Annotated in this window: 11 protein-coding genes; 9 read left to right on the top strand and 2 right to left on the bottom strand. The window is 43.5% G+C overall.

Annotated features, from left to right (window positions below; translation table 11 throughout):
• Positions 1-593: 593 nt before the first annotated feature.
• The 8 genes from secE (at position 594) to rpoC (ending at position 12,810) form a co-directional block, all read left to right on the top strand.
• Positions 594-980 (top strand): preprotein translocase subunit SecE, encoded by a 387-nt coding sequence (gene secE / locus PR808_RS19605; RefSeq protein WP_004265885.1) that lies wholly within the window; start codon positions 594-596, stop codon positions 978-980.
• Positions 981-1,526: a transcription termination/antitermination protein NusG gene (gene nusG, locus PR808_RS19600; protein ID WP_004264378.1), complete on the top strand. Its 546-nt coding sequence runs from the start codon at positions 981-983 to the stop codon at positions 1,524-1,526.
• Between the two features lie 179 nt (positions 1,527-1,705).
• Positions 1,706-2,134 carry a 50S ribosomal protein L11 gene (rplK, locus tag PR808_RS19595; RefSeq protein WP_164456258.1) on the top strand — a complete coding sequence of 143 codons (429 nt, stop codon included), beginning with the start codon at positions 1,706-1,708 and terminating at the stop codon, positions 2,132-2,134.
• A 4-nt stretch (positions 2,135-2,138) separates the two neighbouring features.
• Positions 2,139-2,840, top strand: coding sequence for a 50S ribosomal protein L1 (rplA, locus tag PR808_RS19590; protein WP_206086831.1), 702 nt, complete (start codon positions 2,139-2,141; stop codon positions 2,838-2,840).
• Positions 2,841-3,165: 325 nt separating this feature from the next.
• Entirely contained in the window at positions 3,166-3,663 is a 498-nt protein-coding gene (gene rplJ / locus PR808_RS19585) for a 50S ribosomal protein L10 (protein ID WP_154626049.1), read from the top strand.
• 60 nt (positions 3,664-3,723) lie between these two features.
• A complete protein-coding gene (rplL, locus tag PR808_RS19580; RefSeq protein ID WP_206086830.1) occupies positions 3,724-4,092 on the top strand; it encodes a 50S ribosomal protein L7/L12 in 369 nt (122 codons plus the stop codon).
• A 357-nt stretch (positions 4,093-4,449) separates the two neighbouring features.
• Complete coding sequence (gene rpoB / locus PR808_RS19575) at positions 4,450-8,478, top strand: DNA-directed RNA polymerase subunit beta (RefSeq protein ID WP_206086829.1); 4,029 nt, start codon at positions 4,450-4,452, stop codon at positions 8,476-8,478.
• Between the two features lie 108 nt (positions 8,479-8,586).
• Positions 8,587-12,810, top strand: coding sequence for a DNA-directed RNA polymerase subunit beta' (gene rpoC / locus PR808_RS19570; RefSeq protein ID WP_225820899.1), 4,224 nt, complete (start codon positions 8,587-8,589; stop codon positions 12,808-12,810).
• 82 nt (positions 12,811-12,892) lie between these two features.
• On the opposite strand, the gene PR808_RS19565 is transcribed toward rpoC, so the two are convergent.
• Both PR808_RS19565 and PR808_RS19560 read right to left on the bottom strand, forming a co-directional pair.
• Positions 12,893-13,402, bottom strand: coding sequence for a pyridoxamine 5'-phosphate oxidase family protein (locus PR808_RS19565; RefSeq protein WP_206086827.1), 510 nt, complete (start codon positions 13,400-13,402; stop codon positions 12,893-12,895).
• Positions 13,403-13,443: 41 nt separating this feature from the next.
• Positions 13,444-14,160 (bottom strand): class I SAM-dependent methyltransferase, encoded by a 717-nt coding sequence (locus tag PR808_RS19560; RefSeq protein ID WP_272539927.1) that lies wholly within the window; start codon positions 14,158-14,160, stop codon positions 13,444-13,446.
• Positions 14,161-14,455: 295 nt separating this feature from the next.
• Here PR808_RS19560 and PR808_RS19555 point away from each other — a divergent pair, with 295 nt between their 5' ends.
• Positions 14,456-15,415: a VWA domain-containing protein gene (locus tag PR808_RS19555; RefSeq protein ID WP_442960069.1), complete on the top strand. Its 960-nt coding sequence runs from the start codon at positions 14,456-14,458 to the stop codon at positions 15,413-15,415.
• Positions 15,416-15,455 lie beyond the last annotated feature (40 nt).

Raw genomic sequence — 15,455 nt, 5'->3', positions numbered from 1 at the left:
TATTGCATAATACCGCTCTTTCTGAATAAGAAAGAACTACTTAGTAAAAAGGGCGTCTTATAGACGTCCTTTTTATACGTTGCAAAATTAAGAACCTATCTCATCAATCATTTCTAAATAATTATTGGTGAGATAGGCTCTGAAACAACGAATTAATAATTGCGTTGGTTCCTTTGCGCAGTTATATGAGATTTATTAAGGTTTTGCTCCGAAGATATGGTATATTTTACCGCCGCCACAAAAAGAACCTGGTTTTTCCTATTGGTGTGGCTGAAAATTTACTGAGCATGCTGAAAATCCTGCAAAATGGATAGCACTTGTGAAATGGAAAGTACTGACGAACGAATAGTACTTGCGAAATAGAATGTGGCTGCAATGGGCTGTATTTGCAGAACGAATAGCGCTAATTACCTCCATTAACAAGGCTAATTGTTTTAACTCGCGGGTGATGTTATTGATATCCCTATCAAATTTTGCAGGCTTAGTTTGTAGTAATTGAGGGATATGTTGGCATATTCTATTGGTTTGGCTTGATTGTTTTACCTTTGTAAGCAAACAGGCTTTGTACATACTTCATGGTAACAGGTTGAATTATGAGTGCGAATAGCGAAGCTCAAGGAAGTGGACGCAGTGCAGACATTTTCAAATGGGTGATTGTCTGTGCCCTATTAATAATTGCAATTGTTGGCAACTATTACTTCCGTCAATATAATCTCGCGCTGCGTGCTTTTGCAGTTGTGGCTGTGGTCGCTATTGCAGGTGCTGTCGCTTTATGGACAACAAAAGGTAAAGCAACACTGGCGTTTGCACGCGAAGCTCGTGTCGAGATGAGAAAAGTCATTTGGCCTACTCGCCAGGAAACATTACAAACTACTTTAATTGTTGCCGCAGTAACGGCTGTAATGTCATTAATACTGTGGGGATTAGATGGTATCCTGGTGCGTTTAGTTTCATTTATTACAAGCCTGAGGTTATTCTAAATGTCCGATTCACCTAAAAAGCGCTGGTATGTCATTCAGGCATTCTCTGGTTTTGAAGGTCGCGTAGCACAATCTTTACGTGAACATATCAAATTACATGCTATGGAAGATTCTTTTGGCGAAGTTATGGTTCCAACAGAAGAAGTTGTTGAAATCCGTAGCGGTCAGCGCCGTAAGAGTGAACGTAAATTCTTCCCAGGCTATGTCTTAGTCCAAATGGTCATGAATGATGACTCTTGGCACTTAGTACGTAGTGTACCTCGTGTAATGGGGTTCATTGGTGGGACTTCAGACCGTCCAGCACCAATTAGCGATAAAGAAGTTGATGCTATTATGAACCGCTTACAACAAGTTGGTGATAAACCACGTCCGAAAACATTGTTTGAACCAGGTGAAATGGTTCGCGTTAGCGAAGGTCCATTTGCTGACTTTAACGGTGTTGTTGAAGAAATCGACTATGAAAAGAGCCGCTTAAAAGTCTCTGTTTCTATTTTCGGTCGTGCAACTCCTGTCGAATTGGATTTTGGCCAAGTCGAAAAAGCCTAATCTAAACGACAAAACTGACTTGCAAAAGGCGTGAAATTTGACTACAATTTCGCGCCTTTTGTTTTTATGCTTTGCCAGTTTTGCTTCTTAATTGAGCTTATATTATAGGCAGGGCATGTTTAATGTAACGGGGAGCCTTACGAACGTTAAGGCGTTATCACCCATCTAGAGGAAATATCATGGCTAAGAAAGTTCAAGCCTACGTTAAGCTGCAAGTTGCAGCTGGTATGGCGAACCCAAGTCCACCAGTTGGTCCAGCTCTGGGTCAACAAGGTGTTAACATCATGGAATTCTGTAAAGCGTTCAACGCAAAAACAGACAGCCTGGAAAAAGGTTTACCAATTCCTGTTGTTATTACTGTTTACGCAGACCGTTCTTTCACTTTCGTTACCAAAACTCCACCTGCAGCAGTTCTGCTGAAAAAAGCAGCTGGCGTTAAGTCTGGTTCAGGCAAGCCTAACAAAGAGAAAGTTGGTAAAGTGACCTCTGCTCAGATTCGCGAAATCGCTGAAACTAAAGCTGCGGACATGACTGGTGCTGATGTTGACGCAATGATGCGTTCAATCGAAGGTACTGCTCGTTCCATGGGCCTGGTTGTGGAGGACTAAGACAATGGCTAAACTGACTAAGCGCATGCGCAATATCCGTGAAAAAGTTGATGCTACTAAACAGTATGACATCGCTGAAGCCGTTGCACTGCTGAAAGAATTAGCGACTGCTAAATTCGTTGAAAGCGTTGACGTTGCTGTTAACCTGGGCATCGATGCTCGTAAATCTGACCAGAACGTTCGCGGTGCAACTGTACTGCCACACGGTACTGGCCGTTCAGTTCGCGTTGCTGTGTTCGCACAAGGCGCAAATGCTGAAGCTGCTAAAGCTGCTGGCGCTGAACTGGTTGGTATGGAAGATCTGGCTGATAAAATCAAAGCTGGCGAAATGGACTTTGACGTTGTTATTGCTTCTCCAGATGCAATGCGCGTTGTTGGCCAATTAGGTCAAGTTTTAGGCCCACGTGGTCTGATGCCAAACCCGAAAGTAGGTACTGTAACGCCTAACGTTGCTGAAGCGGTTAATAACGCTAAAGCAGGTCAGGTTCGCTACCGTAACGACAAAAACGGAATCATCCACACCACTATCGGTAAAGTTGATTTCGACGCTGACAAACTGAAAGAAAACTTAGAAGCACTGCTGATCGCGCTGAAAAAAGCAAAACCAGCTTCTGCTAAAGGTGTTTTCATCAAGAAAGTTAGCCTGTCTACCACTATGGGTGCAGGTGTTGCTGTTGACCAAGCAGGTCTGTCAGCGACAGTTTAATTGCTATAGCTTCGGCTAATGAGTAATTAGGCTTTACCTTTGCGTCGATTTTGTATAAAATTTGACGCCTTGAGTTTGTTGGGTATAGAAATGTATCCAACAAACCACAAATTTCGGTATGGAGTCTGGCCTTTCCAGACCCCGTCCAAGACCGCAGGTGTGCTATTTATAGTCACTTAATTTACCTGCGTAGACGGTGACAGAGATACCTAGAATTTTATTCTGGATTCTATTCTGCTCACCGTGTTTTAGCGCTCAAATACATGTTGTATTCGAGTGATGTGAGTCCCGGGGGTTTCCCGGTTAATCCAGGAGCAAGAAGCTAATGGCACTAAATCTTCAAGACAAACAAGCGATTGTTGCTGAAGTCAGCGAAGTAGCCAAAGGCGCGCTTTCTGCAGTTGTTGCTGATTCACGCGGCGTAACTGTAGCAAAAATGACTGAACTGCGTAAAGCAGGTCGCGAAGCTGGCGTTTATATCCGTGTTGTTCGTAACACACTGATTCGCCGTGCTGTTGAAGGTACTTCTTATGATGTACTGAAAGACGCGTTTGTTGGTCCAACCTTAATTGCTTTCTCTAACGAACATCCGGGCGCTGGCGCTCGTCTGTTCAAAGAGTTCGCGAAAGCGAATCCAGCATTTGAGATTAAAGCTGCGGCCTTTGAAGGTGAGTTAATCCAAGCGAAAGATATCGATCGTCTGGCAACTCTCCCAACTTACGATGAAGCAATCGCACGCCTGATGGCAACCATGAAAGAAGCCGCTGCCGGCAAATTGGTTCGTACTCTGGCTGCTCTGCGCGATCAGAAAGAAGCTGCATAAGCCCTTTCCTTCGTTGCTTTTTAACGTATAAACTATTTCTGAATTTTAGGAACACTTGTTATGTCTATCACTAAAGACCAAATCCTTGATGCAGTTGCAGAAATGTCTGTAATGGACGTTGTTGAACTGATTACTATGATGGAAGAAAAATTCGGCGTTTCTGCTGCTGCAGCTGTTGCTGTTGCTCCAGGTGCTGCTGCTGAAGCTGCTGAAGAAAAAACTGAATTCGACGTTGTTCTGTCTGCTATCGGCGGTAACAAAGTTGCAGTTATCAAAGCAGTTCGTGGCGCAACTGGTCTTGGCCTGAAAGAAGCTAAAGACATGGTAGAATCAGCTCCAGCGACTATCAAAGAAGGCGCAAGCAAAGACGAAGCTGAAACTCTGAAGAAAGCTCTTGAAGAAGCAGGCGCTTCTGTTGAACTTAAATAAGTTCAATTTCAAGAACGCAGCTTAATTTAATTAGGCTGACGGCTGGTGATTTTTTAATCACCAGCCTTTTTGCGCTGTAAAGCGTGATGGGTGTTAACAGCTTTTCACGCAGTTTTAATGTTAACAACAACCCTCCAATACTTCTTTCTATTGACGACTTAATATACTGTGTTCTTCGCTACGACCCGCTCGGGTAGCTCGGTAGCCAAAGCGCGCAATGAAATGATTTAAGAGTAATAGCAATGAGTATTAAGGAAAGTATTCATTTTCCATTTCTTATATAAAACGCGTTGCGGTTAAGACTCTTACTTTAAGAGCTAACCACTTGGGTCACTGATCAACGAGCTGAGGAAACCTATGGTTTACTCCTATACCGAGAAAAAACGTATTCGTAAGGACTTTGGTAAACGTCCACAAGTTTTGGACATACCTTACCTCCTTTCTATCCAACTTGACTCGTTCCAGAAGTTTATCGAGCAAGATCCAGATGGCCAGAATGGGCTGGAAGCAGCTTTCCGTTCTGTGTTTCCAATTCAGAGCTACAGCGGTAATGCTGAACTTCAATATGTCAGCTATCGTTTAGGCGAGCCTGTTTTTGATGTTAAAGAATGTCAAATTCGCGGTGTGACTTATTCTGCTCCTCTACGTGTTAAATTACGCCTGATCGTTTATGAGCGTGAAGCACCAGAAGGCACCGTTAAAGATATCAAAGAACAAGAAGTCTACATGGGTGAAATTCCACTCATGACTGAAAACGGAACTTTCGTTATCAACGGTACAGAGCGTGTTATCGTATCTCAGTTACACCGTAGTCCAGGTGTGTTCTTCGATAGCGATAAAGGTAAAACACACTCTTCAGGTAAAGTGCTCTATAACGCACGTATTATCCCTTACCGTGGTTCATGGCTTGATTTCGAATTTGACCCGAAAGATAACCTGTTTGTACGTATTGACCGTCGCCGTAAATTACCAGCGACCATTATTCTGCGTGCAATGGATTACAACACCGAAGAAATTTTAAACCTGTTCTTCGAAAAAACTGTATTCCAAATCCGCGATAACAAACTGATGATGACGCTGGTTCCTGAGCGTCTGCGTGGTGAGACTGCTTCTTTTGATATCGAAGCGAACGGTAAAGTCTATGTTGAAAAAGGCCGCCGTATCACTGCTCGTCATATTCGTCAGTTAGAAAAAGAAGAAGTTAGCAACATCGAAGTACCTGTTGAATATATCGCAGGTAAAGTTGTTGCAAGAGACTACATCGATGAAAGTACTGGTGAGCTGATTTGTGCAGCGAACATGGAACTTTCTTTAGACATGTTGGCACGTTTGAGCCAGTCTGGTCACAAAACAATCGAAACATTGTTTACCAATGACTTAGACCACGGTGCTTACATTTCTGAAACCGTTCGTGTCGACCCAACTAACGACCGTCTGAGTGCATTGGTAGAAATCTACCGCATGATGCGTCCTGGTGAGCCACCGACCCGTGAAGCGGCAGAAAACCTGTTCGAGAACCTGTTCTTCTCTGAAGATCGTTACGACTTGTCTGCTGTAGGTCGTATGAAGTTCAACCGTTCACTGAACCGTGATGAAATCGAAGGTTCAGGTATCCTGAGCGAAGAAGACATCATCGAGGTGATGCGTAAACTCATCGATATCCGTAACGGTAAAGGTGAAGTCGATGATATCGACCACTTAGGTAACCGTCGTATTCGTTCCGTTGGTGAGATGGCAGAGAACCAATTCCGTGTTGGTCTGGTTCGTGTTGAGCGTGCAGTGAAAGAGCGTCTTTCTCTGGGTGATCTTGATGCATTAATGCCACAGGATATGATTAACGCTAAGCCTATTTCAGCCGCAGTTAAAGAGTTCTTTGGTTCCAGCCAGCTGTCACAATTTATGGACCAGAACAATCCACTGTCTGAAATTACGCACAAACGTCGTATCTCTGCATTAGGCCCTGGTGGTCTGACTCGTGAGCGCGCGGGCTTCGAAGTACGTGACGTACACCCAACTCACTACGGTCGTGTATGTCCAATCGAAACGCCTGAAGGTCCAAACATCGGTCTGATCAACTCATTATCTGTTTATGCACAGACCAATGAGTACGGTTTCTTAGAAACCCCATACCGTTTAGTTCGTGATGGCTTAGTCACTGATGAAATCCACTATCTGTCTGCAATTGAGGAAGGTAACTTCATCATTGCTCAGGCGAACACCGTATTAGGTGAAGATGGTAGCTTTATCGAAGAGTTAGTCACTTGTCGTAACAAAGGTGAATCAAGCTTATTCAGCCGTGAACAGGTTGAATATATGGACGTTTCGACTCAACAGGTTGTTTCTGTTGGTGCGTCACTGATCCCATTCCTTGAACACGATGACGCCAACCGTGCATTGATGGGTGCGAACATGCAACGTCAAGCGGTTCCAACTTTACGTGCTGACAAACCATTAGTTGGTACAGGTATGGAACGTGCAGTAGCGGTTGACTCGGGTGTAACGGCTGTTGCAAGACGTGGTGGTTCAGTTCAGTACGTTGATGCGTCTCGTATCGTTATCAAAGTTAACGAAGATGAGATGTATCCAGGCGAAGCTGGAATCGATATTTATAACCTGACTAAATATACCCGTTCTAACCAAAACACCTGTATTAGCCAGATGCCTTGTGTATCTTTAGGTGAGCCAGTTGAGCGTGGTGACGTGTTAGCAGATGGTCCTTCAACAGACCTCGGCGAATTAGCACTGGGTCAAAACATGCGCGTGGCATTCATGCCATGGAATGGTTATAACTTCGAAGACTCCATCTTAGTTTCTGAGCGTGTTGTTCAAGAAGACCGTTTCACGACTATTCACATTCAGGAACTGTCTTGTGTGTCTCGTGACACCAAATTAGGGCCTGAAGAAATCACTGCGGATATTCCAAACGTCGGTGAAGCTGCGCTTTCTAAACTGGATGAATCCGGTATCGTTTATATCGGTGCAGAAGTGAAAGGCGGCGACATTCTGGTTGGTAAAGTAACACCGAAAGGTGAAACTCAGTTAACCCCAGAAGAGAAACTGCTGCGTGCTATCTTCGGTGAAAAAGCGTCAGACGTTAAAGACTCTTCTTTACGTGTCCCTAACGGTGTTTCTGGTACGGTTATTGACGTACAAGTATTTACCCGTGATGGTGTAGAGAAAGACAAACGTGCATTAGAGATCGAAGAAACTCAGTTACGTGATGCGAAGAAAGACTTAACAGAAGAGCTACGTATTTTCGAAGCTGGCCTGTTTGCCCGTATCCGTTCTGTACTGGTTAACGGCGGAATTGAAGCTGACAAACTGGACAAGCTGCCTCGTGATCGTTGGTTAGAGTTATCTTTAGCTGATGAAGAGAAGCAAAACCAGTTAGAACAATTAGCTGAACAGTACGACGAACTGAAATCTGAGTTCGAGAAAAAACTCGATGCAAAACGTCGTAAAATTACCCAAGGTGATGATCTGGCACCTGGCGTACTGAAAATTGTTAAGGTTTATCTGGCTGTTAAACGTCAGATTCAACCGGGTGATAAAATGGCGGGTCGCCATGGTAACAAAGGTGTTATCTCAAAAATCAACCCAGTTGAAGACATGCCTTACGATGAAAACGGTAACCCAGTTGACATCGTTCTGAACCCACTGGGCGTACCATCACGTATGAACATCGGTCAGATTTTGGAAACCCACTTGGGGATGGCAGCAAAAGGTATTGGTGAGAAAATCAATGCTATGCTTAAACAGCATGAAGAAGTTGCCAAACTGCGTGAATTTATCCAAAAAGCGTACGATTTAGGTGATGATCCACGCCAGAAAGTTGACTTGAACACTTTCTCTGACGAAGAAGTGATGCGTTTGGCTGAGAACCTGAAAAAAGGTATGCCAATTGCGACACCAGTGTTTGATGGTGCGAAAGAGAAAGAAATCAAAGAACTACTGAAACTGGGCGGTCTGCCAACTTCAGGTCAGATTACATTATTCGATGGTCGTACTGGCGAGCGTTTCGAGCGTCAAGTTACTGTCGGTTACATGTACATGCTGAAACTGAACCACTTGGTTGACGATAAGATGCACGCCCGTTCAACAGGTTCTTACAGCTTGGTTACTCAGCAACCGCTGGGTGGTAAAGCGCAGTTCGGTGGTCAGCGTTTCGGGGAGATGGAAGTGTGGGCACTGGAAGCATACGGTGCAGCCTATACTCTTCAAGAAATGCTTACAGTTAAATCGGATGACGTTAACGGCCGTACGAAGATGTATAAAAACATCGTCGATGGCAGCCATCAGATGGAACCTGGCATGCCGGAATCTTTCAACGTATTGCTGAAAGAAATCCGCTCACTGGGTATCAACATCGAGCTGGAAGACGAGTAATTCGTTTTGTGCCGGAGGGTTCGCCTTCCGGCCTATGTAAGCACTGGGATTTGGGGAGAGTGTCTTTGAATACTCACCTGACAGGTCTAACTCCGACAGGAGCATTTTGTGAAAGACTTAATAAAGTTTCTGAAAGCGCAAACCAAGACCGAAGAGTTTGATGCTATCAAGATTGCTCTGGCATCACCTGATATGATCCGTTCATGGTCATTCGGTGAAGTGAAAAAGCCAGAAACGATTAACTACCGTACGTTCAAACCTGAGCGTGATGGTCTTTTCTGTGCGCGTATTTTCGGGCCAGTGAAAGACTACGAATGTCTGTGCGGTAAGTACAAACGTTTAAAACACCGCGGTGTGATTTGTGAGAAGTGTGGCGTTGAAGTTACACAGACCAAAGTCCGTCGTGAGCGCATGGGTCACATTGAACTTGCTTCTCCGACCGCACATATTTGGTTCTTAAAATCACTGCCATCTCGTATCGGTTTGCTGCTCGATATGCCACTGCGTGATATCGAACGTGTTCTGTACTTTGAATCATATGTTGTTGTTGAAGGCGGGATGACTAGCCTTGAGCGCGCACAGATTCTGACAGAAGAGCAATACTTAGATGCGCTGGAAGAATTCGGTGACGAATTTGATGCGAAAATGGGTGCGGAAGCTATCCAAGGCCTGCTGAAAAACCTCGATCTTGAGAACGAGTGTGAAACGCTGCGTGAAGAGTTAAACGAAACTAACTCTGAAACTAAGCGTAAAAAGCTGACCAAACGTATCAAACTGCTGGAAGCGTTCATTCAATCTGGTAACAAACCAGAGTGGATGATCTTAAACGTGCTGCCAGTATTACCACCGGATCTGCGTCCATTAGTTCCACTGGATGGTGGCCGTTTCGCAACATCAGATCTGAACGATCTGTATCGTCGCGTGATCAACCGTAATAACCGTCTGAAACGTCTTCTGGATCTGGCTGCGCCAGACATCATCGTACGTAACGAAAAACGTATGTTGCAAGAAGCGGTTGATGCGCTGTTAGATAACGGTCGTCGTGGTCGTGCTATCACAGGTTCTAACAAACGTCCTCTGAAATCTTTGGCTGATATGATCAAAGGTAAACAAGGTCGTTTCCGTCAGAACTTACTTGGTAAGCGTGTTGACTACTCAGGTCGTTCTGTTATCACCGTAGGTCCATACCTGCGTCTGCATCAGTGCGGTCTGCCGAAGAAAATGGCTCTTGAGTTATTCAAACCATTTATCTATGGCAAATTAGAATTACGTGGTCTGGCAACAACCATCAAAGCTGCGAAGAAAATGGTTGAGCGCGAAGAAGCGGTTGTTTGGGATATCTTGGATGAAGTTATCCGCGAACACCCGGTCATGCTGAACCGTGCACCAACACTTCACCGTCTGGGTATCCAAGCTTTCGAACCAATTCTGATCGAAGGTAAAGCTATCCAATTGCACCCACTCGTTTGTGCGGCATACAACGCCGACTTCGATGGAGACCAAATGGCGGTACACGTTCCTCTGACTCTGGAAGCTCAGTTAGAAGCACGTGCGTTGATGATGTCAACCAACAACATCCTGTCACCTGCAAGTGGTGAGCCTATCATCGTTCCTTCTCAGGACGTTGTATTGGGTCTCTACTACATGACTCGTGACTGTGTAAACGCGAAAGGCGAGGGCATGGTATTAGCCGGTCCTAAAGAAGCTGAGCGTGTTTACCGTTCAGGTCATGCTTCACTGCATGCCCGCGTTAAAGTCCGTATCACTGAAGAAGTGAAAGATTCGGAAGGTAACATCACTATCAACACGGGGTTAGTTGATACCACGGTTGGTCGTGCAATTTTGTGGATGATCGTACCAAAAGGTCTGCCTTACGCGTTGGTTAACCAAGCGTTAGGTAAGAAAGCGATCTCTAAAATGCTGAACACCTGTTACCGTGTTCTGGGCCTGAAGCCTACGGTTATTTTTGCTGACCAAATCATGTATACCGGATTTGCCTATGCGGCACGTTCAGGTGCATCAGTTGGTATCGACGATATGGTTATTCCAGAGAAAAAAGCTGGGATTATCGCCGAAGCAGAAGCTGAAGTGGCAGAAATTCAGGAACAGTTCCAGTCTGGTCTGGTTACAGCAGGCGAACGTTACAACAAAGTTATCGATATCTGGGCAGCGGCAAACGAACGTGTTGCTAAAGCGATGATGGAAAACTTGTCAACTGAATCCGTTATCAACCGTGATGGCGTCGAAGAACAACAAGTTTCTTTCAACAGTATCTTTATGATGGCCGACTCTGGTGCTCGTGGTTCCGCCGCTCAGATCCGTCAGTTAGCGGGTATGCGTGGTCTGATGGCTAAGCCAGATGGCTCCATCATCGAAACACCAATCACGGCAAACTTCCGTGAAGGTCTTAACGTTCTCCAGTACTTTATTTCGACGCACGGTGCGCGTAAAGGTCTTGCCGATACTGCATTGAAAACAGCGAACTCTGGTTATCTGACTCGTCGTTTAGTCGACGTTGCACAGGACTTGGTTGTGACTGAAGACGACTGTGGAACTCACGAAGGTATCCTGATGACTCCGGTTATCGAGGGTGGCGACGTTAAAGAGCCACTGCGTGAGCGTGTACTGGGTCGTGTGACTGCTGAAGATATCCTGATCCCAGGTACAGCGGACATTCTGGTTCCACGTAACACCTTGCTTCATGAAAAACTGTGTGACCTGTTAGAAGCTAACTCTGTCGACAGCGTGAAAGTACGTTCTGTTGTAAGTTGTGAAACAGACTTTGGTGTGTGTGCACACTGTTATGGTCGTGACCTTGCTCGTGGTCATATCATTAACAAAGGTGAAGCTATCGGTGTTATCGCGGCACAGTCAATCGGTGAGCCAGGTACACAGTTAACGATGCGTACGTTCCACATTGGTGGTGCGGCATCTCGTGCTGCAGCTGAATCTAGCATCCAAGTCCGTAACACAGGTACTCTGAAACTGGTTAACGCGAAATTCGTTACGAACTCAGAAGGCAAACTGGTTATTACTTCGCGTAATACTGAGCTGCGTCTGATTGACGAATTCGGTCGTACGAAAGAAAGCTACAAAGTACCTTACGGTGCACACCTGTCTAAAGGTGATGGCGCTGCGGTAACGGGCGGCGAGACTGTTGCGAACTGGGATCCACATACCATGCCAGTCGTCAGTGAAGTTTCTGGTTTCATCAGCTTCTCTGACATGCTTGATGGTCAAACAATGACGCGTCAGACTGATGAATTAACGGGTCTGTCTTCAATCGTTGTTCTGGATACTGCGGAACGTACCAGTGGTGGTAAAGACCTGCGTCCTGCTCTGCGTGTTATTGACGCAAATGGTAACGATGTTCTTATCCCTAACACGGACATGCCAACTCAGTACTTCTTACCGGGTAAAGCAATTGTTCAGTTAGACGATGGCGTTGCTATCAATGCGGGTGATACTTTAGCGCGTATTCCACAAGAATCTGTGGGTACTAAAGATATCACGGGTGGTCTGCCACGCGTAGCTGACTTGTTCGAAGCACGTCGTCCGAAAGAGCCTGCAATCTTGGCTGAAATCAGCGGTATTATCTCGTTTGGTAAAGAAACCAAAGGTAAACGTCGTCTGGTTATCACCCCATTAGATGGTAGCGATCCGTACGAAGAGATGATCCCTAAATGGCGTCAGCTTAACGTGTTCGAAGGTGAAATTGTTGAACGCGGTGACGTTGTTTCTGATGGTCCAGAATCTCCACATGATATCCTGCGTCTGCGTGGTGTCCATGCTGTTACGCGCTATATCACGAATGAGGTTCAGGAAGTTTACCGCTTACAAGGCGTTAAGATAAACGATAAACACATCGAAGTTATCGTTCGTCAGATGCTGCGTAAAGTCACCATCGCGGATGCAGGAAGTTCTGAATTCCTTGAAGGTGAACAAGTCGAGTACTCACGTGTTAAAGTTTCTAACCGTAAATTGGAAGTGGAAGGCAAAATTCCAGCCAATTACGCACGCGACCTGTTGGGTATCACTAAAGCATCTCTGGCAACAGAGTCCTTTATCTCAGCAGCATCGTTCCAAGAAACAACACGCGTACTGACAGAAGCAGCCGTTGCAGGTAAACGCGATGAACTGCGTGGTCTGAAAGAAAACGTTATTGTTGGACGTCTGATCCCAGCAGGTACTGGTTTTGCGTATCACCAAGACCGTATCCGTCGCCGTCATCTGAACGACGTTGTGGAAGCGCCACAAGTTAGCGCAGATGAAGCAACAGCGAACTTAGCTGAACTGTTAAATGCAGGTTTCACGAGTGACAACCAGAATTAATTTCTGATTTCCAAGTGTTTCTTGATAAAAACTGGTGTCGTAAGGCACCAGTTTTTTTATGCCTAACAGATGATAAAAACGCTTATTTATTACTAAGTAATGATATTGGAACGGTGACTCTTCGACTTTCTTGCTTATCCTCCCAGCTTTTTATATCAAACATCCATAAATGATCGACTGTCATTTCATAAAAGCGTGAATGGCCATTGCTACGTAATGCATTTAAGTTTACCTGAGTGAAAGAGGGCGATATTTCATCAAAAGGTGATTGGGGATAAAATTCTTCAAGGGCTTCTTCACATTCCGCATCCGTGAGCTCTCGTGCTTTCCCTGTAAATTGCATTCCATCTAGACCTGATTTTAGCATTTCAGGTAATGAGTGATTAAATAATGAGCCACTGATCTTTTCATTTTGTTGGATATTCTTAGAGTGCTTTGCTTGTCGAGATGAAAACCAAATAAAGCGTAGTGGGTTTAATTTGACGCAATGTTCGACGGTTGATGCCCAAGGTAATTGATCATTACCTTGTGTAGCCAGTGTTAAAAAGCGGGTATTTTGCAGTAGTAATAAACTGCGTGTTTTTAAATTCATATAGGGTCCTTTAATCAAAATTGTAGGTTTATTAGAAATAACTATGCGGTTTTCGATGCAGTTATAAGTAGGGCGTGGGGACATTGTAGGTAGTCCAAATATAGCTCTGTAGTTTCAGAATGGTCGGCAATTATGTTTCCATATTGAAGATAGCTGAATCCAGCCTGTAAAATAGTATTACCTAAAGTGTTATAGGAATAATAGTAAGCTTGTATTGTTTCATTATACGGAGGGAGGCAAATATTAAAATGAATAGAACTTTCATCTTTTCTTGGTTGCTTTTCAATTAATCGAAAACCATAATTATAATAATATTCGCTATTGCCAGAAAAATCAGGGTTAATTGTTAATATCGTTAAGCGACCATTTGGTTTCAATACACGATAAATTGACCGCACAATAGAATGTATGTCATTCGTATGCTGGCAATAAGGAAAAACATAAATGGCAAGAGCTAAATCAAAATATTCAAAATAATTATCAAGATTAGAGGTGTAAATAATATTTGAATTATTCAGTTTTGCATTTTTTCTTGCCAAATTGAGCATGTTGGATGAAATATCAAACCCAACTATATTTTTTGCTCTTTCTTTCTCTAACCAGTGTGATATAAACCCTGCACCACATCCATAATCTAAAATAGCCAGTGTTTCTAGCTTATCTATATATGGTTTTATCGTAGGAATATCGATATGCATACGAAAGGGCCACTGAAAGGCATGACTGTAAATTTCAGTAAGTTGATCAAATTTTTTCATGTTACTTTAAATTATTTATTAAGTTGAATTAATCGTTTATTTTTATATTTATCATAATTTTTTAATTGGCTGTTTTTACTGGTTATTTGTTTTCTCTCACATGAGTTTTGAAAAAAATTTGAAATAATATAATGTTGGTAAATTTATATGTAAATATTGAGTTTTATTAGATGTTGTTAATTTTTATAGGATGATGATAAATAAAAAATAGTGATAATAAATGACCTCGATATCAATTAGAGGGAATAATAAGGGGATTAATTATTTTTTATTTTAAATTTTAAAGGAATATTAAATGGATAAAGATATTATAAATAATCAGAGTGATAATGAAAAAATGAACTTGTCTACCCAACAAGGAAATTTCCCGAATAATTTTGCCGCTATTAATACTTCCCAGATTGTCACTGGAAGTGGTTCTATTGCATTGGATTTAGTCGTTATTATTGATACCAGTGGTTCAATGTCTGATGAGTCAAATGACCTGAGTCAGCAAATTGATGCGGCTATCGAAAAAGCAGCTACGAATTGTCCTTCTCAGTTAAGAGCCACTTTTTTAGGTATCCAAGGGACATGGGATAACACAAAATTTGACCAATCAGTGAGTGACTATTTAACTGCTTTAGGCGTTAATCAAAGTAGTTTACAGGCAAGGCAGCCTTTTAAAGAAGCTGATGGTATTGACCATGCAGGTAATAAAGAAGATTTGTGTCGCGCGGTGATTGATGTCAGTAACTATTTTGATTGGCGTGATAATGCACGTAGAGCGATTTTTGTCTTGGGGGATGAAGGCTTAGAAGGCGGCGGAGGGACGTTAACGAGCGCGGCGGTATTGAAAAATAACGAGGCTATTGCCGTTGCACAAAATGCCCATGTAAAAGTATATACTTATCAAGGCACACCAAATGATGATCCATCCAATATTGACCGTTTCCCAACCTTGAGTGACCGAGACAAAGTCACGAAAGAGTATGAGCGTTTAGCAGTACAAACGGGGGGACGTGCGTATATTTATACTACTGGAATAGCGAATTTTTCGTTGGTTCTGCAAGAGATTTTATGTGATAGCTTAACGCCTCCGAGTCGCCCAGATACAGAGAAGTCTAGCTGTGCAACGGTTTGTGAACAGCTCCCTTTAATTATCGCGACAGTTAATACATTGGCTGAAATTATCAATAAAACGATAGATGCTTGTTGTCCAGGAGGATCCGAGAAGCACCATGATGTGGTTAAGGCTTGCCAATGTGATCATTGATTTTTAAGCAAAAAAAGAGGGAGTTTCTCCCTCTTTTCTA

It is taken from the genome of Providencia sp. PROV197 (genome assembly GCF_028479625.1).
Lineage (GTDB): Bacteria > Pseudomonadota > Gammaproteobacteria > Enterobacterales > Enterobacteriaceae > Providencia > Providencia vermicola.
The sequence above is the reverse complement of the archived record's forward strand: the minus strand, read 5'-3'. Positions and strand labels throughout refer to the sequence as shown.

Coding starts and splice junctions, on each gene's coding strand:
- PR808_RS19560 (WP_272539927.1), bottom strand. CDS start 14,160: ATGAAAAAATTTGATCAACTTACTGAAATTTACAGTCATGCCTTTCAG.
- nusG (WP_004264378.1), top strand. CDS start 981: ATGTCCGATTCACCTAAAAAGCGCTGGTATGTCATTCAGGCATTCTCT.
- rpoB (WP_206086829.1), top strand. CDS start 4,450: ATGGTTTACTCCTATACCGAGAAAAAACGTATTCGTAAGGACTTTGGT.
- rplJ (WP_154626049.1), top strand. CDS start 3,166: ATGGCACTAAATCTTCAAGACAAACAAGCGATTGTTGCTGAAGTCAGC.
- PR808_RS19555 (WP_442960069.1), top strand. CDS start 14,456: ATGGATAAAGATATTATAAATAATCAGAGTGATAATGAAAAAATGAAC.
- rplK (WP_164456258.1), top strand. CDS start 1,706: ATGGCTAAGAAAGTTCAAGCCTACGTTAAGCTGCAAGTTGCAGCTGGT.
- rplA (WP_206086831.1), top strand. CDS start 2,139: ATGGCTAAACTGACTAAGCGCATGCGCAATATCCGTGAAAAAGTTGAT.
- secE (WP_004265885.1), top strand. CDS start 594: ATGAGTGCGAATAGCGAAGCTCAAGGAAGTGGACGCAGTGCAGACATT.
- rplL (WP_206086830.1), top strand. CDS start 3,724: ATGTCTATCACTAAAGACCAAATCCTTGATGCAGTTGCAGAAATGTCT.
- PR808_RS19565 (WP_206086827.1), bottom strand. CDS start 13,402: ATGAATTTAAAAACACGCAGTTTATTACTACTGCAAAATACCCGCTTT.